At 70.4% G+C, this 20,391-nt stretch carries 21 protein-coding genes; 11 read left to right on the top strand and 10 right to left on the bottom strand.

What is annotated here, in order from left to right; all coding sequences use genetic code 11:
- Nucleotides 1-65 precede the first annotated feature (65 nt).
- The gene (locus A5643_RS18425; RefSeq protein ID WP_231995506.1) at nucleotides 66-272 is read left to right on the top strand and encodes a hypothetical protein; all 207 of its coding nucleotides are present in this window, start codon (nucleotides 66-68) and stop codon (nucleotides 270-272) included.
- Here A5643_RS18425 and cds1 read toward each other — a convergent pair.
- From cds1 to ponA2, 3 genes are read right to left on the bottom strand one after another with little or no spacing between them, the layout of a single operon-like run.
- Nucleotides 200-1,303: an L-cysteine desulfhydrase Cds1 gene (gene cds1, locus A5643_RS09080; RefSeq protein ID WP_066854283.1), complete on the bottom strand. Its 1,104-nt coding sequence runs from the start codon at nucleotides 1,301-1,303 to the stop codon at nucleotides 200-202. The two genes, A5643_RS18425 and cds1, sit on opposite strands and share 73 nt — an antisense overlap.
- Entirely contained in the window at nucleotides 1,303-2,259 is a 957-nt protein-coding gene (locus A5643_RS09075; protein ID WP_066854087.1) for a metallophosphoesterase, read from the bottom strand. Before A5643_RS09075 ends, cds1 begins: the two co-directional genes overlap by 1 nt.
- A gap of 54 nt (nucleotides 2,260-2,313) precedes the next feature.
- The gene (gene ponA2 / locus A5643_RS09070) at nucleotides 2,314-4,734 is read right to left on the bottom strand and encodes a transglycosylase/D,D-transpeptidase PonA2 (protein ID WP_066854085.1); all 2,421 of its coding nucleotides are present in this window, start codon (nucleotides 4,732-4,734) and stop codon (nucleotides 2,314-2,316) included.
- 343 nt (nucleotides 4,735-5,077) lie between these two features.
- Between ponA2 and A5643_RS09065 the strand changes: the two genes are divergently transcribed.
- Nucleotides 5,078-5,431 (top strand): WhiB family transcriptional regulator, encoded by a 354-nt coding sequence (locus tag A5643_RS09065; RefSeq protein ID WP_066854083.1) that lies wholly within the window; start codon nucleotides 5,078-5,080, stop codon nucleotides 5,429-5,431.
- Between the two features lie 116 nt (nucleotides 5,432-5,547).
- Here A5643_RS09065 and bagB read toward each other — a convergent pair whose 3' ends face one another.
- Nucleotides 5,548-6,726: an ATPase BagB gene (gene bagB, locus A5643_RS09060; protein ID WP_066854082.1), complete on the bottom strand. Its 1,179-nt coding sequence runs from the start codon at nucleotides 6,724-6,726 to the stop codon at nucleotides 5,548-5,550.
- On the bottom strand, nucleotides 6,723-7,727 hold the full coding sequence (bagA, locus tag A5643_RS09055; RefSeq protein WP_066854080.1) for an ATPase BagA: 1,005 nt from the start codon (nucleotides 7,725-7,727) through the stop codon (nucleotides 6,723-6,725). Before bagA ends, bagB begins: the two co-directional genes overlap by 4 nt.
- Nucleotides 7,728-7,896: 169 nt before the next feature.
- Here bagA and sp36 point away from each other — a divergent pair, with 169 nt between their 5' ends.
- The 3 genes from sp36 to A5643_RS09045 are packed head-to-tail and all read left to right on the top strand — an operon-like array spanning nucleotide 7,897 to nucleotide 9,306.
- A complete protein-coding gene (sp36, locus tag A5643_RS18155) occupies nucleotides 7,897-8,058 on the top strand; it encodes a Sp36 family protein (protein WP_156628691.1) in 162 nt (53 codons plus the stop codon).
- Entirely contained in the window at nucleotides 8,055-8,516 is a 462-nt protein-coding gene (locus A5643_RS09050) for a RidA family protein (RefSeq protein ID WP_066854078.1), read from the top strand. Before sp36 ends, A5643_RS09050 begins: the two co-directional genes overlap by 4 nt.
- 4 nt (nucleotides 8,517-8,520) lie before the next feature.
- On the top strand, nucleotides 8,521-9,306 hold the full coding sequence (locus tag A5643_RS09045) for an MBL fold metallo-hydrolase (RefSeq protein WP_066854076.1): 786 nt from the start codon (nucleotides 8,521-8,523) through the stop codon (nucleotides 9,304-9,306).
- Nucleotides 9,307-9,316: 10 nt separating this feature from the next.
- Here the strand turns inward: A5643_RS09045 and crp are convergent, their stop codons facing one another.
- The gene (gene crp, locus A5643_RS09040; protein ID WP_066854075.1) at nucleotides 9,317-9,991 is read right to left on the bottom strand and encodes a cAMP-activated global transcriptional regulator CRP; all 675 of its coding nucleotides are present in this window, start codon (nucleotides 9,989-9,991) and stop codon (nucleotides 9,317-9,319) included.
- Between the two features lie 459 nt (nucleotides 9,992-10,450).
- Between crp and nth the strand changes: the two genes are divergently transcribed.
- Genes nth through marP form a run of 4 tightly spaced genes read left to right on the top strand, consistent with a single transcriptional unit; the run spans nucleotide 10,451 to nucleotide 13,798 of the window.
- Nucleotides 10,451-11,131, top strand: coding sequence for an endonuclease III (nth, locus tag A5643_RS09030; RefSeq protein ID WP_156628724.1), 681 nt, complete (start codon nucleotides 10,451-10,453; stop codon nucleotides 11,129-11,131).
- A 12-nt stretch (nucleotides 11,132-11,143) separates the two neighbouring features.
- Nucleotides 11,144-11,788 (top strand): TlpA family protein disulfide reductase, encoded by a 645-nt coding sequence (locus A5643_RS09025; RefSeq protein ID WP_066854070.1) that lies wholly within the window; start codon nucleotides 11,144-11,146, stop codon nucleotides 11,786-11,788.
- Between the two features lie 46 nt (nucleotides 11,789-11,834).
- Nucleotides 11,835-12,614, top strand: a complete 780-nt coding sequence (locus A5643_RS09020; protein ID WP_066854068.1) for an NUDIX hydrolase — start codon at nucleotides 11,835-11,837, stop codon at nucleotides 12,612-12,614.
- Nucleotides 12,611-13,798 (top strand): acid resistance serine protease MarP, encoded by a 1,188-nt coding sequence (marP, locus tag A5643_RS09015; protein WP_066854066.1) that lies wholly within the window; start codon nucleotides 12,611-12,613, stop codon nucleotides 13,796-13,798. The genes A5643_RS09020 and marP overlap by 4 nt, the downstream gene beginning before the upstream one ends.
- On the opposite strand, the gene A5643_RS09010 is transcribed toward marP, so the two are convergent.
- On the bottom strand, nucleotides 13,791-14,744 hold the full coding sequence (locus tag A5643_RS09010) for an alpha/beta fold hydrolase (protein ID WP_066854064.1): 954 nt from the start codon (nucleotides 14,742-14,744) through the stop codon (nucleotides 13,791-13,793). The two genes, marP and A5643_RS09010, sit on opposite strands and share 8 nt — an antisense overlap.
- Nucleotides 14,745-15,263, bottom strand: coding sequence for a phage holin family protein (locus tag A5643_RS09005; protein WP_502686229.1), 519 nt, complete (start codon nucleotides 15,261-15,263; stop codon nucleotides 14,745-14,747). It abuts the gene before it with no gap.
- 180 nt (nucleotides 15,264-15,443) lie between these two features.
- Here A5643_RS09005 and A5643_RS09000 point away from each other — a divergent pair, with 180 nt between their 5' ends.
- Complete coding sequence (locus tag A5643_RS09000; RefSeq protein ID WP_066854062.1) at nucleotides 15,444-16,154, top strand: chymotrypsin family serine protease; 711 nt, start codon at nucleotides 15,444-15,446, stop codon at nucleotides 16,152-16,154.
- 14 nt (nucleotides 16,155-16,168) lie between these two features.
- On the opposite strand, the gene acs is transcribed toward A5643_RS09000, so the two are convergent.
- On the bottom strand, nucleotides 16,169-18,103 hold the full coding sequence (acs, locus tag A5643_RS08995) for an acetate--CoA ligase (protein WP_066854061.1): 1,935 nt from the start codon (nucleotides 18,101-18,103) through the stop codon (nucleotides 16,169-16,171).
- A 96-nt stretch (nucleotides 18,104-18,199) separates the two neighbouring features.
- Between acs and A5643_RS08990 the strand changes: the two genes are divergently transcribed.
- Nucleotides 18,200-19,003, top strand: a complete 804-nt coding sequence (locus A5643_RS08990; RefSeq protein ID WP_197497689.1) for an oxidoreductase — start codon at nucleotides 18,200-18,202, stop codon at nucleotides 19,001-19,003.
- Nucleotides 19,004-19,388: 385 nt separating this feature from the next.
- Here A5643_RS08990 and A5643_RS08985 read toward each other — a convergent pair whose 3' ends face one another.
- The gene (locus A5643_RS08985; protein WP_066854059.1) at nucleotides 19,389-20,219 is read right to left on the bottom strand and encodes an HAD-IB family hydrolase; all 831 of its coding nucleotides are present in this window, start codon (nucleotides 20,217-20,219) and stop codon (nucleotides 19,389-19,391) included.
- Nucleotides 20,220-20,391 lie beyond the last annotated feature (172 nt).

Below are 20,391 nucleotides of genomic sequence, written 5' to 3'. Positions count from 1 at the left end.
ACCGGGAAGAAATGCGCGGCCCAACGCGGTTATGCAAACTAATTAATGCGCAGCATCCCTACGTGATGTCGACCCCGAGGCCGGAAGGAGAACCGATCATGACCCTGCTGGGCGGCGCCATCTACGCCGGATTCTTCGGGCTGGCCGCGGTCTGGCTGGCGATGACCGGCGAGCGTGACGAACCGATCGAAGCCGAAGTTCAGGCCCAGGAACCGGAGCGTTCGAACTCCGCCAGCGTGGCCGCCGGCTGCGCCGGATCGATGCCCTGCTGAGCCAGCCACTCGTCGCTGAAGTAGGTGTCGGCGTAGCGTTCCCCGCCGTCGGCGAGCAGGGTGACCACCGAGCCACCCCGTCCCGCGGCCACCATCTCCGCCAACAATCCGAATGCCCCCCACAGGTTGGTGCCGGTCGAAGCACCCACCCGTCGGCCCAGCACCAGGCTGGCATGCCGCGCCGCGGCCACCGACGCGGCGTCGGGCACCGCGATCATCCGGTCCACTACGCCGGGCAGAAATGACGGCTCCACCCGCGGCCGGCCGATCCCCTCGATGCGCGACGACGCGTCGATGACCATGTCGTAGCGGGATTCGGCGTAGGCCGGGAAGAACACCGAGTCCTCCGGGTCGACCACACACAGCCGGGTGGCGTGCCGCCGGTAGCGGATGTAGCGGCCGATCGTCGCGCTGGTGCCCCCGGTGCCGGCGCCGACGACGATCCACTCCGGCACCGGATGGGTCTCCTCACCCAGCTGCTGGAAGATCGACTCGGCGATGTTGTTGTTGCCGCGCCAGTCGGTGGCCCGCTCCGCGTTGGTGAACTGATCCAGGTAGTGTCCGCCGGTTTCGGCCGCGATGCGTTCGGCCTCGGCGTAGACCTGCCCGGATTCCTGCACGAAGTGACAGCGGCCGCCTTGGGCTTCGATCAGCGCCACCTTCGAGGCGCTGGTGGATTCGGTCATCACCGCCACGAACGGCAACCCCAGCAGTTTGGCGAAGTAGGCCTCCGAGATCGCCGTGGAGCCGGACGACGCCTCCACCACGGTGGTGCCCTCATCGATCAGCCCGTTGCACAGCGCGTAGAGGAACAGCGACCGGGCCAGCCGGTGTTTGAGGCTGCCGGTGATGTGGGTGGTCTCGTCCTTGAGGTAGAGCGCCACGTTCGCCTCGCGGGCCCACGCCGACGGCAGCGGGTAGCGCAGCAGATGGGTGTCCGCGCTGCGGCGGGTGTCGGCCTCGATCAACCGGATCGCGTTGTCCACCCAGGCGCGCGAACAGGGGTGGGCCGCCGACCGGGTCGGCGGGATCACCGCACCGAGACGGTGGGCTGCGACCGCCCGCGCGTGCTCACCGCGTCGGCGTCACCGGTCGGCGCGGCGATCAGCGTCAGCAGCGTCGCCTCCGGGCGGCAGCAGAACCGCACCGGCGCGTACGGGGAGGTGCCCAGCCCGGCCGACACGTGCAGCTGCATGGTGCCGCCCCACCGGGAGGCGCCCTTGGCGCGGGAGCGGTCCAGCCCGCAGTTGGTGACCAGCGCCCCGTAGAACGGCAGGCACAGCTGCCCGCCGTGGGTGTGCCCGGCCATCACCAACTCGTAGCCGTCGGCGGCGAACCGGTCGAGCACCCGCGGCTCCGGGGAGTGGGTCAGGCCCAGCCGCAGGTCGGCGGCGCGGTTGGCCGGGCCGGCGACGGTCTCGTAACGGTCCCGGTCGATGTGCGGGTCGTCGACCCCGGCCGCGGCGATCCGCAGCCCGCCGGCCTCGAGTTCGCGGCGGGTGTGGGTCAGATCCAGCCAGCCCCGCTCGGTGAACGCCGCGCGCAGGTCCTGCCAAGGCAGCGGCTCACCGTAGATCCGGTGGGTGGGTTTGGCCAGGTACAGCGCCGGGTTCTTCATGGTCGGGCCGAAGTAGTCGTTGGAGCCGAACACGAACACGCCGGGAACCGACAACAGGTCGCCGAGGGCCTGCACCACCGCGGGCACCGCCTTGGGGTGGGCCAGGTTGTCGCCGGTGTTGACCACCAGATCGGGCTCCAGGCCGGCCAGCTCTCGGACCCACGCCTGCTTGCGGCGCTGCCCGGGGCGCATGTGGAGGTCGCTGATGTGCAGCACGCGCAGCGGGGAGGAGCCCGGCGCCAGCACCGGCATGGTCAGTTCCCGCAACACGAACGCGTTGCGTTCGATCAGTGCGGCGTAGCCGATCCCGGCGATGGTGGCGCCGAGGGCGGCGACCCCGGTGCGTGTCAGAACGGATGCTGCGTGCATGCAGGCCAGCCTACTGCCCACCGGCCCTCGGGTAGGTGCCGATCAGCGCGGCGATCACGGCGGGGGCGGTGCCACCGGGATCGTGATCGGCGGCAGGCCCGGGATCTCCACGACCGTCGTCGCCGGCGGCGGGCCGCCCGGCGGGGGCGGCGCTCCCACCGGCGGTGGCGGCGGAGCCGGCGGTACCCCGTTGCTGATCTGGATGGTGATGATCGAGCCCGGCAGGGTCTGCCCGGCCGGCGAGGTGCCCACTACCGTGCCGTACTTGGCGCTGCTGTTGACCGCGGTGGCCCCGTCGGCCACCTGGAACCCGGCGTCCTTGATCCGCTTGCGGGCCATGTCCTCGTCCAAGCCGTTGACGTTGGGCACCTGCGAGCCCGGGGCGCCCTCGACGTAGCGCGGGTCGGTCGGCGGCAGGTGCACCTCGCCGAAGTCGTTGGCGATCGGTTTCATCGCGGTGAACCAGGTGCGCGACGGCTCGTTCCCGCCGTAGAGGTCACCGTCGCCGCAGTGGCGCAGCGGGAAGGAGCACAGGTCGGTCGGGGTGCTGGAGTCGTCGAAGATGTAGTTGGCCGCCGCGTACTGGTTGGTGAAACCCAGGAAGCCGGCGGAGCGGTGGGCCTCGGTGGTTCCGGTCTTGCCGGACATCGGCAGGTCCCAGCCCACCGAACCGGCCGAACCGGCCGCGGTCCCGCCGCCGTGGGCGTCCTCGCTCATCGCGTTGGCCAGTGTGTTGGCCAGACCCTCCGGCACGGCCTGCTCGCACGGCTCGGTGGTGACCGCGACCTCGTTGCCGTCGCGGTCGATCAGCTTGTCGATCGGGTTCGGCGGGCACCAGACCCCGCCGGACGCCAGGGTTGCGGCCACGTTGGACAGTTCGAGGGCGTTGACCTGGATCGGCCCGAGGGTGAACGAGCCGAGGTTCTGCCGCTTGATGAAGTCGGCCAGGCTTTCGTTGCTGGTGGGGTCGTAGGCGCGGGCGGTGCCGGCGTCGAGGTAGGACCGCAGCCCCAGCCGCACCGCCATGTCCACCGTGCGGGCGACGCCGACCTGGGAGATCAGTTTCGCGAACGCGGTGTTGGGGGAGGTGGCCAGCGCGTCGGTGACGTTCATCGGCGAGCGGTAGGGCGCCACGTTGACCACACACCAGGTCGCCGCCGGGCAACCCTTGGCGCCGCCGCTGCCCAGCCCTTTGGCGTCGAACCGGAACGGCACGTCGAGTTCGGCGTTGATGCCCAGGCCCATGTCCAGGGCCGCGGCGGTGGTGAAGATCTTGAACACCGACCCGGCGCCGTCCCCGACCAGCGAGAACGGTTGCGGGCGCATGGTCTCGCCGGCGTCGGAGTTCAGCCCGTAGGTGCGGTTGCTGGCCATCGCCAGCACCGGGTGGGTCTCCTTGCCCGGTTTGATCACGCTCATCACACTGGCGACCCCGGCCAGGTCCGGGCTGGCGAACTGGGTGATCGAACTCTTCACCGTGTCCTGCACCGCCGGGTCCAGCGTGGTGCGGATCTGGTAGCCGCCGCGCGCCAGCTTCTCGGCGCTGATGCCGGCGCGGGTCAGATACTGCTGCACGTAGTCGCAGAAGAACGCGCGGTCGCCGGCGGCGATGCAGCCCCGCGGCAATTCGTTGGGCTGCGGCAGGATGCCCAGCGGTTCGGCTTTGGCGGCGCGCAGGACGTCGGCGTCGGCCGCGCCGTTCTCGATCATCGTGTCCAGCACCAGGTTGCGCCGCGCCAGCGCCCCTTCGGGGTTGGTGTAGGGGTTCAGCGAGCTGGTGGACTGCACCAGCCCGGCCAGTAGGGCGGCCTGCTGCCAGTTGAGGGCGGCGGCGTCGACACCGAAGTAGGTCTGGGCGGCGTCTTGCACGCCGAACGCGTTGTTGCCGAACGACACCAGGTTCAGATACCGGGTCAAGATCTCCGATTTGGTGAACGTCTTGTCCAGCGTGAGCGCCATCCGGATCTCACGCAGCTTGCGGGCCGGGGTGGTCTCCACCGCGGCGCGCTTCTCCGCGTCGGTCTGAGCCAGCACCAGCAGCTGATAGTTCTTCACATATTGCTGCTCGATCGTCGACCCGCCGCGGGTGTCCAGGTCGCCGGAGGCGTAGCCGGCCAGCCCGGTGAGCGTGCCCTTCCAGTCCACCCCGTTGTGCTCGGCAAACCGTCGGTCCTCGATCGAAACGATTGCCAGCTTCATGGTGTTGGCGATCTTGTCGCTGGGCACCTCGAACCGGCGCTGCGAATACAGCCAGGCGATCACGTTGCCCTGCGCGTCCAGCATCGTCGACACGGCGGGCACATCGCCCTCGAGCAGCTGCGCCGAACCGTTGGCGGCGACGTCGGAAGCGCGGTTGGACAACAGCCCGAAGCCGCCCACCACCGGGAAGAGCAGCGCCGCGACGATCGTGCCGGCGAGCACGCAGCAGCCGATGAGCTTGGCTACCGTGACACCGGCTGGTGGGGTCTCGGACATGGGTACTACACTAGCGGCGTCACCACGCGTGACCGCAGGACCGGTCGATTCTCGGCCCCGGTTCCCTGCCCAAGTGCGGTGCACCGCCCGGGTCGGCTGGTGCCAGAAATTCCCCAACCGAAGGAGCCGTCAGGCTCAGACTGCACGGTTGTCCCAAAAATCCGGTATCCAACTGTTGCGTAAACGCGACCTGACCACCTAACTTAGAACCACAGTGCGATTCAGATAACACTGAAGAGCACAATGTGGCGTAGGTCTCAATGATCTCACCGGCACCCGGTGAAGAGGCTTGCACCGGAGGGCGCAGCCGTCGCTACGACGGCCGGAACGAAGGGGATGTCAGGTGTCGGTTACTCGGTCGGGGGCACGTAGGACGAACACACCATCGGCGCATTCCGCGGTTCAGGGCGCGGCCGCCGAAGACCGGCTGACGTGGGTGGCCAAGGCTGCCTGCCGCACCGTCGACCCCGACGAGCTCTTCGTGCGCGGCGCCGCCCAGCGCAAGGCGGCGGTGATCTGCCGGCATTGTCCCGTCGTACTCGAGTGCGCCGCCGACGCCCTGGACAACCGGGTGGAGTTCGGCGTGTGGGGCGGGTTGACCGAACGGCAGCGCCGGGCGCTGCTCAAGCAGCACCCGGAAGTCACCTCCTGGGCGGACTTCTTCGCTGCGCAGCGCAAGCGCCGCAGCGCTGGCTAACTCCTCGCCGGCAGCGGCCTGTTTGGGCACCGCACCGCCGCGGTGCTGGCGCATTCCTGATGCCGCCTCAGGACTCCCTCAGGCGTCGTCGCCGACGGGATTGTGACGCGGCTGCCTCAGCGGTTCGCTTCGCTACCCGCTTCGTCGCCGACGCCGGTCAACTGGTCGGCGATCGCCCGCAGCGCATCGAGGTCCGAGACGTCGAACGGCAGCGACGGCACCCCCACGATCGGTACCTGCGGGTTGGCGCCGGTGAACCGCGACAGCAGTCGCAGCTCGCGTTTGGAGGTCCGGGCCCGGTTGGCGTGGATCTCCAGCACCGCGGCGGCCAGTTCGTCGCCGGGCGTCCGGGCCGACTCGGGCTGCTCAGCCAAGGTGGCCGCCGCGTCGACGGCGCGTTCCGCCGGCAGCGAGCACAGCATCGGGTTGGTGCGGTTGGCGATCAACCCGGCCAGCGGCATCTTCTCGCTAGAGAGCCGGTCGACGAAGAACGCCGCCTCGCGCAGCGCGTCGGGCTCGGGCGCCGAGACCACCACGAACTGGGTGCCGCGTCGCTTCAGCAGTTCGTAGGTGCGGTCGGCCTTCTCCCGGAAACCGCCGAACGTCGCGTCCAGCGACTGCACGAAACTGGCCGCATCGGAGAGCATCTGCGAACCGAGGATGGTCGACATCCCCTTCATCGCCAGCCCGACCATGCCGGTCACCAGTTTGCCGATCCCGCGGCCAGGGCCCAGCAGCAGCTTCCACAGCCGGCTGTCCATGAAGGTGCCCAGCCGCTTCGGGGCGTCGAGGAAGTCCAGCGCGTTGCGCGACGGCGGGGTGTCGACGACCACCAGGTCCCAGCGGTCCTCGGCCAGGAGCTGACCCAGCTTCTCCATCGCCATGTACTCCTGCGTTCCGGCGAGGGAGGTGGCCACCGTCTGGTAGAAGGTGTTGTCCAGGATCTGCTGGGCGCGCTCCGGCCCGGAGTACTGCAGCACCATCTCGTCGAAGGTGCGCCGCATGTCCAGCATCATCGCGTGCAGTTCGCCGGGGACCTCGGCAGGTAGCGGCACCCGCTGCGGGGTGTTGCCCAGCTCGTGGATGCCCAGCGACTGCGCCAGCCGGCGCGCCGGGTCGATGGTCAGCACCACCACGGTGCGCCCGTACTCGGCGGCGCGCAGCGCCATCGCCGCGGCCGTGGTGGTCTTGCCGACCCCGCCCGCGCCGGTGCACACCACGACCCGGTTGCTGGTGTCGGAGAGCAGCGTGGCGGCGTACAGCCGCGGTGGCTGCCGGGATGGGTTGGGACTCATCGGACCCCCTGCTGGGCGAGAATTTCGGAGAGTTCGTACAGGCTGCCGAGGTCGACGCCGTCGTTGATTGTCGGCAGCTCCAGTCGCGGCACGTCCAGTTCGTCCAGCCGCGCCGCGGTCTGGGCCCGGGCGGTGATGCGGGTGGCGTGCTGAATGGTCTCGGTCAGCAGGCCGGCCAGGTCCTCGTCGTTCAGGCTGACCCCGGCCTTGTCCAGGCCGGCCTTGAGGGTGTCGACGTCGATCACCCCTTCGGCGGCCTTGGCCAGGTCCTCCGCGCCCAGGTAAGCGGGGATGTTGCGGTTGACGATCACGCTGCCGATCGGCAGCTCCAGCTCCTTGAGCTCGTCGATAGCCTCGATGGTCTCCTGCATCGGCAGCGACTCCAGCAGGGTGACCAGATGGATCACGGTCTGATCGGAGTGCAGCAGCTTGACCACGCCGTCGGCCTGCGAGTGCACCGGGCCGCCCTTGGCCAGGTCCGAGACGGCCTTGGTGACATCGAGGAACCGGGCGATACGTCCGGTCGGCGGTGCGTCGACCACCAGCGCGTCGTAGTCGGGCTGGTTGTTCTTGTCGACCCCGCCGACGACGTATTTGATCTTGCCGGTCAAGATCACATCGCGCAGCCCGGGCGCGATCGTGGTGGCGAAGTCCACCGCGCCGACCCGCCGCATCGCCTTGGCGGCGATACCGAGGTTGTAGAACAGGTCGAGGTACTCCAGGAAGGCTTCCTCGATGTCGATGGCCAGCGCGTTGACCTGCCCGCCGCCCTCGGCGGTGGCGATCTTGACCTCTTCGTAGGGCAGCGGCGGCACATCGAAGAGCTGCGCAATCCCTTGGCGCCCTTCGACTTCCACGAGCAGGACGCGACGTCCGCCGGCGGCCAGGCTCAACGCCAGGGCGGCGGCGACGGTGGTTTTCCCGGTGCCTCCCTTGCCGGTGACGAAATGCAGACGGGCTTTTGAGAGCCGGGAGGGCCAGCCGATAGGTGTGGTCGACACCAATGCATGCTAACGAACCCGGTTTGCGTTCCCGCGCCCACGGGCGACGACGCCGCCGCGCGGCCGCTTTGCCTGCCGCGGTGGGCATAGCTTTTCACCGCCGCTGGTCGGCGTCCCGCGCTGATCACGGGCGCGAGGACCGCGAGGGGCCAACCGATAAGCTCGTACTATGAGCGAACCGACGAAGTGGGAGTACGCGACCGTTCCGTTGATCACCCACGCCACCAAACAGATCCTCGACCAGTGGGGCGAGGACGGCTGGGAGCTGGTGGCGGTGCTGCCCGGGCCGACCGGGGAGCAACTCGTGGCGTACATGAAACGCCCGAAATGACCACCGGCTGGGCGGCGCGGCTCGGCGAGCTCGGCCTGGAACTGCCGCCGCTGGCCGCCCCGCTCGCCGCCTATGTCCCCGCGGTGCGCACCGGCAACCTGGTCTACACCTCCGGCCAGCTGCCGTTGGTCGACGGTCGGCTGGCCGGCATCGGCAAGGTCGGCGCCGAGATCGACCCGCAGGAGGGCCAGGCGCTGGCCCGGGTCTGCACCCTCAACGCGCTCGCCGCGATCGACGCCCTGGTCGGGATCGACGCGCTGACCCGGGTGGTCAAGGTGGTCGGCTTCGTCGCCTCCGCGCCGGGCTTTCACGGCCAGCCCGGCGTGGTCAACGGGGCTTCGGAGCTGCTCGGCGAGATCTTCGGCGACGCCGGCGCGCACGCCCGCTCGGCGGTCGGGGTGGCCGAATTGCCGTTGGACGCGCCGGTGGAAGTCGAGCTCATCGTCGAGGTCGGGTAGCGCGGTGACCGACTCCGTCCGGCATCCGGCCTACGGCGTGCTGCGGCCGGTCACCGAGTCGGCGTCGGTCCTGCTCGCCGACAACCCGGGCATGATGACCCTGGAGGGCACCAACACCTGGGTGTTGCGCGCCCCGCACAGCGACGAGCAGGTCGTCGTCGACCCCGGGCCCGACGACGCCGACCACCTCGAACGGCTGGCCGGGCTGGGCCGCATCGCGCTGATTTTGATCAGCCACCGCCACGGCGATCACACCGACGGCATCGACCGGCTGGTCGACCGCACCGGCGCCACGGTCCGCTCGGTGGGCAGCGGTTTCCTGCGCGGCATGGGCGGCCCCCTCACCGACGGCGAGGTCATCGAGGCCGCCGGCCTACGGATCAAGGTGTTGGCCACTCCCGGCCACACCGCCGACTCGCTGTCGTTCGTCCTCGACGACGCCGTGCTGACCGCCGACACCGTGTTGGGTCGCGGCACCACCGTCATCGACCCCGAAGACGGTGACCTGGGCGCCTACCTGGAGTCGCTGCGGCGGCTCGGCGGGCTGGGGGAGCGCACGGTACTGCCCGGGCACGGTCCGGAGCTGCCCAGCCTGGCCGCGGTCGCCGCCGAGTACCTCGACCACCGCGAGCAGCGGCTGGATCAGATCCGCGCCGCGCTGACCGCGCTCGGCGACGACGCCACCGTGCGCCAGGTCGTCGAGCACGTCTACGTCGACGTCGACGCCAAACTCTGGGACGTCGCGGAATGGTCGGTGCAGGCGCAGCTGGACTACCTGCGCCGGAGCTGAGGCTCCGCGCTCACCTCGCTCGGCGCGCCAGGCGCTCCGAGTCGGAGATCAGCACGCTCTTGCCCTCCAGCCGGATCCAGCCACGGTGGGCGAAGTCGGCCAGCGCCTTGTTCACCGTCTCGCGGGAGGCCCCCACCAACTGGGCGATCTCCTCCTGGGTCAGGTCGTGGGTGACCCGCAGCGCGCCGCCCTCCTGGGTGCCGAACCGCTGCGCCAGCTGCAGCAGCTGCTTGGCCACCCGGCCGGGCACATCGGTGAAGATCAGGTCGGCCAGGTTGTTGTTAGTGCGCCGCAACCGACGGGCCAGCACCCGCAGCAGCTGCTCGGCGATCTCGGGGCGGTCGGCGATCCAGGCGCGCAGCGCGTCGCGGTCCATCGACACCGCCCGCACCTCGGTGATCGTGGTCGCGCTGGAGGTGCGCGGGCCCGGGTCGAAGATCGACAGTTCACCGAACATGTCCGACGGCCCCATGATCGTCAGCAGGTTCTCCCGCCCGTCGGGGGACCGGCGGCCGATCTTCACCTTGCCGGACAAGATGATGTAGAGCCGATCGCCGGGCTCCCCTTCAGCGAACACGGTGTGCCCGCGCGGGAAGTCGACCGGCTGCAGCTGTTTTGTCAGCGCCGCGACGGCGCTGGGCTGTACACCCTGGAAGATTCCGGCCCGCGCCAGGATCTCGTCCACGTTGCCCCTTACGAATCTCACGAATCTCGGATCATGCGACAAGCGCAGACCATCATCTATCCAGCAGGTGTGATGAGTCTAGAGCTACGTCGTATTCGACGTGACTACGCTACACACGATTGACGCGTTCAGGGGGCTGAAACCGCGAATTCTGCGCCCCGCAGCCCCGGCAGTCCCGGCGCAGCCCGGGGTCCCCGCCCGGATCCCGGACCCGGCCGGCCAGCCCGGTCTCAAGCCGGTCGAGCCCGAGCGTCGCTGCCATCAGGAACGTCGGCACCAACGCCGGCAGCCACCACGCCATGGGCTAGAAGTAAACACGCGGAAAGTCTCGTCGGGATCACGAATCAGTACCCTGTGGGAGTGAGTGTGGGCAAACGTGATCGCGCGCCGGCCGCGCCCGCATCGGCCAAACGTTTCGCCTCCGAGACCCCGCTGGGACTGGTCCGCCGCGCCCGCCGGATGAACCGCACCCTGGCGCAGGCCTTCCCCGACGCGCACTGCGAACTGGACTTCACCACGCCGCTGGAACTGACGGTGGCCACCATCTTGTCCGCGCAGAGCACCGACAAGCGGGTCAACCTCACCACCCCGACGCTGTTCGCGCGCTACCGCAGCGCCCGCGACTACGCGCAGGCCGACCGCACCGAGCTGGAGGGCATCGTCCGGCCCACCGGCTTCTACCGCAACAAGACCGACTCGCTGATCCGGTTGGGCCAGGAGCTGGTCGAGCGGTTCGACGGTGAGGTCCCCGCGACGATGGCCGAACTGGTCAGCCTGCCCGGGGTGGGACGCAAGACCGCCAACGTCATCCTCGGCAACGCCTTCGACGTCCCCGGCATCACCGTCGACACCCATTTCGGCCGGCTGGTCCGACGCTGGGGCTGGACCGGCGAACAGGACCCGGTCAAGGTCGAACACGCCGTGGGGGAACTGATCGAGCGCAAGGAATGGACCCTGCTCAGCCACCGGGTCATCTTCCACGGCCGTCGCGTCTGCCACGCCCGCAAACCCGCCTGCGGCGCCTGCGTGCTGGCCAGGGACTGCCCGTCGTTCGGCGCCGGGCCCACCGACCCGGAGACCGCGGCGGGTCTGGTCAAGGGTCCCGAGGCCGAGCACCTGCTGGCCCTGGTGGACCTGTAGGCGGGTGGCGCGGTGAATCGTTCGCTGCGGTGGACCCTCGCCGGGCTGGTCGTGGTGGCCGCCTTGATCGTCGCGCTGACGCTGGAGCTACGCGACCACGCCCCGTCGGATACCGCCAGTGGCACCGCCCCGACCGGCATCGCCCGGGACCGCCGCGCCGCCGACACCCCGGAAGCCCTGGCCGAACCACGGCGCCGGGCCGACCTGCCGCCCTGCCCCGCCGGCAGCGGCGAACCCGGTTCGGCGGCGTTGCGCGACATCGTCGTGGAGTGCGCCGGCGACGGCACCCCGGTGACGGTGGGTCCCGCGCTGGCCGGCACGGTCACGGTGCTCAACCTGTGGGCCTACTGGTGTGGCCCGTGCGCGGTCGAGCTGCCCGCGCTGGCCGAATACCAGCGACGGGTCGGGTCGCGGGTCTCGGTGGTGACCGTGCACCAGGACGAGAACGAGTCCGCCGCGCTGGCCCGGCTGGCCGAACTCGGCGTCCGGCTGCCGACACTGCAGGACGGCCGCCGCCGGATAGCCGCGGCACTGCGGGTGCCCAATGTGATGCCCGCGACAGTGGTGCTGAACCCAGACGGTAGCGTGGCACAGATCCTGCCGCGGCCGTTCCAGAGTGCGGACGAAATCGCCGCCGCGGTCGGAGACCCGGTGTGACCGGACACCGGGTGGGCGGTCGGACACAGGAGTACGAGGTGCGTCGGTGAGCGCGGGGGACACGCGTGACGCGGTCGGGCTCGCCCCCGACGTCGGCCCGGCATGGCTCAAACCGCTCGTGGATAACCTGCAGCAGGTGCCCGACGCCTTCAAGAGCCGCCTGCCCGCCGACGCGTTGGCGCTGATGACCGCCGCCGGCGCCACCGCCCGCCTCACCGGCCGGGGCCGCGACGCCGCGGTGCTGGTGCTGTTCTCCGGTCCGCCCACCGCGGACCCCGCCGCCGGCCCGCCCCGCGACGTCGATCTCCTGGTGACCGTGCGCGCCGACACGCTGCGCCACCACGCCGGGCAGGCGGCCTTTCCCGGCGGGGTGACCGACCCCGACGACGCCGGGCCGGTGGCCACCGCGCTGCGCGAGGCCCGCGAGGAGACCGGCATCGACACCGCCCGGCTGCACCCGCTGGCGACGATGGACCGGCTGTTCATCGCCCCGTCGGGCTTCCACGTGGTACCCGTGCTGGCCTACTCCGCGGACCCCGGGCCGGTGAGCGTGGTCGACGAGGCCGAGACCGCCGTCGTCAGCCGGGTACCGCTGCGCGCCTTCGTCAACCCGGAGAATCGCCTGATGGTCTACCGCGACGAGCGCAGCCGCCGCTGGGCGGGCCCGGCGTTCCTGCTCAACGAGATGCTGGTGTGGGGCTTCACCGGCCAGGTGATCTCGGCGATGCTCGACGTCGCCGGCTGGGCCGAGCCGTGGGACACCGGCGACGTGCGCGGCCTCGACGAGGCGATGGCGCTGGTCGGCGAGGGCGGGGTGACGCCGTGAGTTCTTCGCAGTGGCTCGACATCGCCATCGTGGCGGTGGCGTTCATCGCCGCGCTCTCCGGGTGGCGGTCGGGCGCGCTGGGTTCGATCCTGTCGTTCATCGGGGTCCTGCTCGGCGGGGTGGCCGGGGTGCTGATGGCCCCCCACCTGGTCAGCCACATCAGCGGCTCCCGACCCAAGCTGTTCGCGGCGCTGTTCCTGATCCTGCTGCTGGTGGTCGTCGGCGAGGTCGCCGGGGTGGTGTTGGGCCGGGCGGTGCGCGGCGCGATCCGCAACCCGGTGGTGCGCGGGGTGGACTCGATCATCGGGGTCGGCGTGCAACTGCTGGTGGTGCTGGTCGCCGCCTGGCTGCTGGCCACTCCGCTGACCTCCTCCGACCAGCCCAACCTGGCCGCGGCGATCAACGGGTCGCGGGTGCTCTCGCACGTCAACGACGCGGCGCCCGGCTGGCTGAAGGTGGTGCCCAAACGGCTGTCGGCGCTGCTGGACACCTCCGGGCTGCCCACCGTGCTCGAACCGTTCAGCCGCACCCCGATCGCCAACGTCGCCGCCCCCGACAGCGCGCTGGCCACCAGCCCGGTGGTCACCGGGGCGCAGCCCAGCGTGCTGAAGATCCGGGCGGTGGCGACCAGTTGCCAAAAGGTGCTCGAGGGCACCGGTTTCGTGGTCGCCCCGCAGCGGGTGATGACCAACGCCCATGTGGTGGCCGGCTCCAGCGGTGTCACCGTCGAGGTGGACGGCACCCCGTATGACGCCAGCGTCATCTCCTTCGACCCCAACCACGACATCTCGCTGCTGGCGGTTCCCGACCTGCCGTCGGCGCCGCTGGCGTTCGTCGACAAGCCGGCCAGTTCGGGCACCGACGCCATCGTGCTCGGCTACCCCGGCGGCGGCGTCTTCAGTGCGACACCGGCGCGCATCCGGGAGATCATCGAACTCAACGGACCCGACATCTACCAGACCACCACCGTCACCCGCGAGGTGTACACGATCAGAGGCACGGTGCGCCAAGGCAATTCCGGTGGCCCACTGATCAACTCCGAGGGCAAGGTGCTCGGGGTGGTGTTCGGCGCGGCGGTCGACGACGCCGACACCGGTTTCGTGCTCACCGCCAACGAGGTGTCCCAGCAGCTGGCCAAGATCGGCGACAGCCAGCCGGTGAACACCGACAAGTGCGTCAGCTGACGCGCGGCCCGTACGTCTGCGCCAAAAACCGCGTCAGGTGCCGGTTGACATCGTCCGGCGCCTCCTCGTGGGCGAAATGCCCTGCGCCGGCGATCGATACGTAGTGCCCGTGCGGTGCGTAACGGCGGGACCGCTCGACCGGATCGGCCAGCACATACGGGTCGACGTCGCCGCGCAGGTGCAACATCGGGATCGCGATCTGATCGCTCATCGCCTTGAGGAACCGGCGGCCCTCCTCGCGCAGCTGGGTGCGCACCGCCCAGCGCTGGTACTCCAGCGCCGAGTGCGCCGCCGACGGGATCTGGATGGCTTGGCGCAGATGGCCGATCGTCTCCGCACAGTCGGCGGTGGTCAGCCAGGAACTGCCGGCCCGACCGCGCACCAGGCGTTCGATCTCGGCGCCGTCGTGGCGGGTCAGGACATGCTCGGGCCACATCGGCACCTGGTAGCGCAGCAGTGAGGACAGCAGCGCGCGGCGCTGGTCGCTGCGGGCGAACACCGATCGGCGCAGCGCCGCCGGGTGCGGTGAGCTGACCACCGCGATGGCATCCACTAGGCGCCGGTGCAACACCGCGGTGGCCCAGCAGATCAACCCGCCGTCGGCATGACCGACCAGGGTCGCCGAGGGATGTCCGAGCGCGCGGATCAGCCCGGTGACGTCGCCGGCCAGCGTCCAGCCGTCGTAGCCGCGGGGCGGTTTGTCGCTGCCGCCGTAGCCGCGCAGGTCCACCGCCACCACGCGGGCGCCGGTGAGGCCGCGCAATTGGTGGCGCCACGACCACCAGAACGACCCGAACCCGTGCAGCAACAACACCAGCGGCCGATCGGTCGCCCCCGCCTCGGGCCGGCCGGCTTCGACGACATGGAACCGGATCCCGTTGGCGTGTACGTCCAGATGGCGCCACGGCCCGTCGATGCGCGTGATCGACGGGTCGGGAGGAGCCATCTACCAGCCCGAGGGATCAGTGGGCGCGGCGGCGGGCTCGGCGGGCTTATGGCCGGGCGTGAGCGCCGACCGCGTCTCCTTCACCGAGTCGATGGTCTGGCGCGGCCCGCGGATCCGGCGCACCTTGAGCCAGCCCACCAGGGCCAGCACCAAAGCGGTGACCACCATGATCCCGAACACGATCAGGTACGCCACCCACCGCCACAGCCAGGTGTCGAGCAGCTCCGCGACGAAGAAAAAGAAGAAGAACGTGGAGTAGAACAGCACCACCAGCGCCGCGATGAACGCGACGCTGCCGGTCAGGCCCTTCTTGACGTCGCGGGTGATCTCGGCGCGGGCCAGCTCGACTTCGGCGCGCACCAGCGTGGAGACCTGCGAGGTCGCGTCCTTGACCAGTGCGCCGATCGACGGGTCGGGCCCCAGCTCGTGCGGGTCGACCAGGGGAATCGAGGTCACCGTCGCGGGCACGGGGGCGCTGCCTTTGGCGTTTCGGGTGCTGGTGCGGTCGGCCTTGCTCACAGACGCTCCTCCGGTTCGCGGTCGTCGCGGTTCATGTTGCCATGTGCCGCGCCGCCGGATGAAGGCAACCGCGCAGCGCGGCGTCGTCGGCGGCCCGGTCGAGAACACCGCGCGCGTGCGCCGTCACGTTAGACTGACTCATTACATTTCAATAGACGGCCGGGCCGACGGGAGTGTTCTTTGCAGACCATCCACAGCAGGTTGCTGCGCGTCGCGGTCGCCGCGGTGCTGTTCGCGGCGTTGCTCACCCCGGGCGTCGGCGGCGCGACGGCCGCCGCCGACGACAAGGTCCCGTTGGGTGGCGGTGCCGGCCTGGTCGTCGACGGTGACACGTTGTGCACGCTGACCACGATCGGCCACGACCGGACCGGCGACCTGATCGGCTTCACCTCCGCGCACTGCGGCGGCCCGGGCGCGCAGGCCGCCGCCGAGGCGGCCGAGGGGGCGGGCACCGTCGGGGAGATGGTCGCCGGCAACGACGCCCTCGACTACGCGGTCATCCGGTTCGACCCGGAGAAGGTGCTCCCGGTCGCCAACTACGACGGGTTCCTGATCACCGGGATCGCGCCGGATCCGGCCTTCGGGGCGGTCGCCTGCAAACAGGGCCGCACCACCGGCAACTCCTGCGGGGTGACCTGGGGGCGCGGCCAGGACCCGGGCACCATCGTCATGCAGGTCTGCGGCCGGCCGGGGGACTCCGGCGGCCCGGTCACCGTGAACAACATGCTGGTCGGGATGATCCACGGCGCGTTCTCCGATGCCCTGCCGACCTGCGTGGTCAAATACATCCCGCTGCACACCCCGGCGGTGGTGGTGTCGATCAACGCCGTCATCGACGACGTCACCGCCAAGAACCGGGCCGGCGCGGGCTACGTGCCGATCCCGGCCTGACCGGTCCGGGCCGGTCAGCGGGCGGCGCGGATCGCCTCGAACACGCCGGGATCGACCAGGGTGGAGGTGTCGCCGAGTTCGCGGCCGTCGGCGACGTCGCGCAGCAGCCGGCGCATGATCTTGCCGCTGCGGGTCTTCGGCAACTCCGGCACCACGTGGATGTCGCGCGGCCGGGCGATCGGGGAGATCTCCTCGGCGACCCGCGACCGCAGCTCGGCGATCGCAGCCTCGTCCAGGTCGATGTCGCCGGCGGAGACCACGAACGCGCAGATCGACTGCCCGGTCGCCTCATCGGTGGCGCCGACGACGGCGGCCTCCGCCACCCCCGAGTGGCCCACCAGCACCGATTCCACCTCCGCGGTGGAGATCCGGTGCCCGGAGACGTTCATGTCATCGTCGACGCGGCCGAGCACCCAGATGTCGCCGTCGGCGTCGTAGCGGGCGCCGTCGCCGGCGAAGTACCAGCCCTGTTCGGCGAAGCGAGACCAGTAGGCCTCGCGGTAGCGCTCCGGATTGCCCCAGATGCCGCGCAACATGCCCGGCCACGGCTGGTCGATCACCAGATAGCCGCTGGGCTGTTCGCCCTCACCGGTGCCCGGTTCCAGCCGGTCGCCGTGGTCGTCGACGATGCGCGCGGAGATGCCGGGCAGCGCCGCCATCGCCGAGCCGGGTTTGGCGGCCGCCACGCCGGGCAGCGGTGAGATCATCGTCGCGCCGGTCTCGGTCTGCCACCAGGTGTCGACCACCGGGAGGGTGTCGGCGCCGACCACCTTGCGGTACCAGCGCCACGCCTCCGGGTTGATCGGTTCTCCGACCGAGCCCAGCAGCCGCAGGCTGGACAGGTCGTGCGCGTCGGGGATCTCCCGCCCCCACTTCATGAAGCTGCGGATCAGGGTGGGCGCGGTGTAATAGATGGTGACGCCGTATTTTTCGATGATCGCGAAGTGCCGGTGCCGGTCGGGGGTGTCCGGGGTCCCCTCGTAGAGCACCTCGGTGACCCCGTTGGCCAGGGGGCCGTAGACCCCGTAGGTGTGCCCGGTGACCCAGCCGATGTCCGCGGTGCACCAGAACACGTCGGTCTCCGGTTTGATGTCGAAGACGTAGTAGTGGGTGTAGGCGCTCTGGACCAGATAGCCGCCGCTGGTGTGCACGATGCCCTTGGGGGTGCCGGTGGTGCCGGAGGTGTAGAGCAAAAACAGCGGGTGTTCGGCGTCGAAGGCCTCCGGGCTGTGCTCGGGCGAAGCGGCGCCCACCGTCTCGTGCCACCACAGGTCGCGGCCCGCGGTCCAGGCCACCTCCGCACCGGTGCGGCGCACCACCAGCACATGCTCGACGCTGGGACAGTCGCCGACCGCCTCGTCGGCGGCCTTCTTCAGCGGCGCCGGCGCGCCCCGGCGGAACTGCCCGTCGGCGGTGATCACCACCTTGGCCTCGGCGTCCTGGATGCGCGCCCGCAGCGCGTGCGCGGAGAAGCCGCCGAACACCACGGTGTGCAGCACGCCGAGGCGCGCACACGCCAGCATCGCCACCACGGCTTCGGGGATCATCGGCAGGTAGATGGCGACCCGGTCGCCGGCGCCCAGGCCCAACTCGGTCAGCGCGTTGGCGGCGCGGCACACCTCGGCGAGCAGTTCGGCGTAGGTCAGGCTGCGGCTGTCGCCGACCGGCTCGCCCTCCCAGTGGATCGCGACCCGGTCGCCGTGCCCGGCCGCGACGTGGCGGTCCAGGCAGTTGTGCGCGACGTTGAGTTTCCCGTCCCCGAACCAGGTGGCGAACGGGGCGTTCGACCAGTCGAGCACCTCGGTGAACGGGGTGGCCCAGTCCAGCCGGCGGGCCTGCTCGGCCCAGAACGCCAGCCGGTCGGCCTCGGCCTGCTGGTAGAGCTCGGGGCCGGCGTTGGCCTGCGCGGTGAACTGCCCCGACGGCGGATACGACGAAGGTTCGGTCACGACTTCCCAGCGTAGTCACCGCGCGGCGGCGCGCTGCGCCGGATCGCCGGGCTCGTCGCGGCGGTGCGCGCAGCCGTGGCGGTATCGTCGGAGAACGTGACCGCCGACCCGCTCGCCCCGTTGCTCGACCTGCCCGGTGTGGCCGAGGCGTCCGCCTTGGCGCGGCAGGCCCTGGCCAAGGCGCACCAGCACAAGACCAACCGGCGGGGCTGGCCGGTCAGCGCCGCCGAGGCGTCGCTGCGTTCGGCGCGCGCTTCCTCGGTGCTCGACGGGGGCCCGGTCCAGGTCGACGAGTCCGCCCCCGCCAACCCGGTCTTCGCCGGCGCGCTGCGGGTCGCCCAGGCGCTCGAAGGCGGCGAGACGTCCCTGGTGGAGGTGTGGCGGCGGGCCCCGCTGCAGGCGATCGCCAAACTGCACATGCTGGCGGCGGCCGACCTGGTCGAGGACGACGACCGGTTGGGTCGCCCGCGGGTCGACGAACAGATCGGCCGGCGACTGGCGATGCTGGCCGATCTGGTGACCGGCGGGACCGCGGCGCCGGCGCCGGTGCTGGCCGCGGTGGCCCACGGCGAACTGTTGGCGCTGGCGCCGTTCGGCACCGCCGACGGGGTGGTGGCCCGCGCGGTGTCGCGGCTGATCACCATCTCCAGTGGACTCGACCCGCGCGGTCTGGGCGTTCCGGAGCTGAGTTGGATGCGTGCGGTCGGCAAGTACCGCGACGGCGCGCAGGGTTTCGCGGCCGGCACCCCCGACGGTCTGGCCGGCTGGCTGGTGCTGTGTTGCAAGGGGCTGCAGTCCGGCGCCGGGGAAGCGGTGTCGATTGCTGAGGCGGCCGGGAAGGTTGCCGACGGCTCGGCGCACGCGGTGGTGGACCAAATGAAGCGGGCGGCTCCTCGCTGATCGCGACTCGCCGCCCGCTAGCACGGAACCCGGTTACCAGGCGTGCGACACGTGGGCTGCGTGGGTGGCCTCGGCGGTCTCGCGATGCGCTTCGGCTGCGACCCCACCCAAAGGGTCTCGACACCGGCCGCTCTTCGCAATAACGCAGGCCCGCAACACTTCTGCCATTATCGCGGCTGTGGCTCCCCGTGGGTACCGGGGTCCGTGCTGGGTCGCCCGGTTTGGGAGATCGAGCCTTCTCTTCCGGCTGGACCTTGGCCGCTCCGGGCTTCCGTGACTCCTTTGTACTACGTGGCGCGCGTCACAGCAAGGGCTAACCGCCGGTAACTTGGCGCCGTTACCGGAACGCCATCCAGATGTGTTTGCTGGAATTGCAGATGCGCGTTCAGAACACGAACCGGCGCAGCAGCGCGTAGCTCAGCGCGCCGGCAGCCAGCGCGGTAACCGCCACCGCGGTCGTGGTGGCCAGCGCGGCCCCCGACGGTGCCGGGATCCGGTCGCGCAGCGAGACCGGGCGCGAGAAGGTCAGCACCGGCCACTCGTGGGCCACCGCCTCCTTGCGCAACGCGCGGTCGGGGTTGACCACGCTGGGGTGGCCGACGGCTTCCAACATCGGCAGGTCGGTGATCGAGTCGGAGTAGGCGTAGCAGTGTTCCAGCGCGTAGCCCTCCCGCCGGGCCAGTTCGCGGATCGCCTCGGCCTTCCCCTCGGCGAAGCAGTAGAACGCCACCTCGCCGGTGTACTTGCCGTCTTCGACGACCATCTGGGTCGCCATCGCGTGGGTCGCACCGAGTGCGCGGGCGATGGGCCCGACGATCTCGGCGCCCGACGCCGAGACCACGACCACGTCCCGGCCGCACAGTTTGTGGCTGGCGATCAGATCGGCGGCCTCGGCGAACACCAGCGGCGTGACGATGTCGTGCAAGGTCTCGGCGACGATGGACTTGACCTGCTCGACGTCCCAGCCGGCGCACATGTCGGTCAGATGCGCACGCATGCGGTCCATCTGGTCGTGGTCGGCGCCGGAGAGCTGAAACAGGAACTGCGCGTAGGTGCCCTTGAGCACCGCGCGCCGATTCAACAGACCCTGGGCGAAGAACGGCTTATTGAACGCCAGCGCACTGGATTTGGCGATGACCGTCTTGTCCAGGTCGAAGAACGCCGCCGAACGCACCCCGGGCTCGACGGGGCCGGCGGTCGGATCGGGAACGGGCACCGGCCCAGCATAGGGGCCCCTGCGACGGTGGTGACGGGTGCGGACACGGCCGGTTGCAATTCCACAACTATTGCGGACAGTTCCGCAGTCGTGTGTATAGTGAGCATCACTCGGCTTATGTCCGAGGCTGTATCAGCCCGACCCCCCGGGGCTGATACACGACGACCCTCGC

The sequence above is a fragment of the Mycobacterium sp. 1274756.6 genome (genome assembly GCF_001668625.1).
GTDB lineage: Bacteria > Actinomycetota > Actinomycetes > Mycobacteriales > Mycobacteriaceae > Mycobacterium.
The sequence above is the reverse complement of the archived record's forward strand: the minus strand, read 5'-3'. Positions and strand labels throughout refer to the sequence as shown.

Coding starts and splice junctions, on each gene's coding strand:
- A5643_RS09075 (WP_066854087.1), bottom strand. CDS start 2,259: ATGCACGCAGCATCCGTTCTGACACGCACCGGGGTCGCCGCCCTCGGC.
- A5643_RS09010 (WP_066854064.1), bottom strand. CDS start 14,744: ATGGCTCCTCCCGACCCGTCGATCACGCGCATCGACGGGCCGTGGCGC.
- ponA2 (WP_066854085.1), bottom strand. CDS start 4,734: ATGTCCGAGACCCCACCAGCCGGTGTCACGGTAGCCAAGCTCATCGGC.
- bagB (WP_066854082.1), bottom strand. CDS start 6,726: ATGAGTCCCAACCCATCCCGGCAGCCACCGCGGCTGTACGCCGCCACG.
- A5643_RS18425 (WP_231995506.1), top strand. CDS start 66: ATGTCGACCCCGAGGCCGGAAGGAGAACCGATCATGACCCTGCTGGGC.
- A5643_RS09050 (WP_066854078.1), top strand. CDS start 8,055: ATGACCACCGGCTGGGCGGCGCGGCTCGGCGAGCTCGGCCTGGAACTG.
- sp36 (WP_156628691.1), top strand. CDS start 7,897: ATGAGCGAACCGACGAAGTGGGAGTACGCGACCGTTCCGTTGATCACC.
- nth (WP_156628724.1), top strand. CDS start 10,451: ATGAACCGCACCCTGGCGCAGGCCTTCCCCGACGCGCACTGCGAACTG.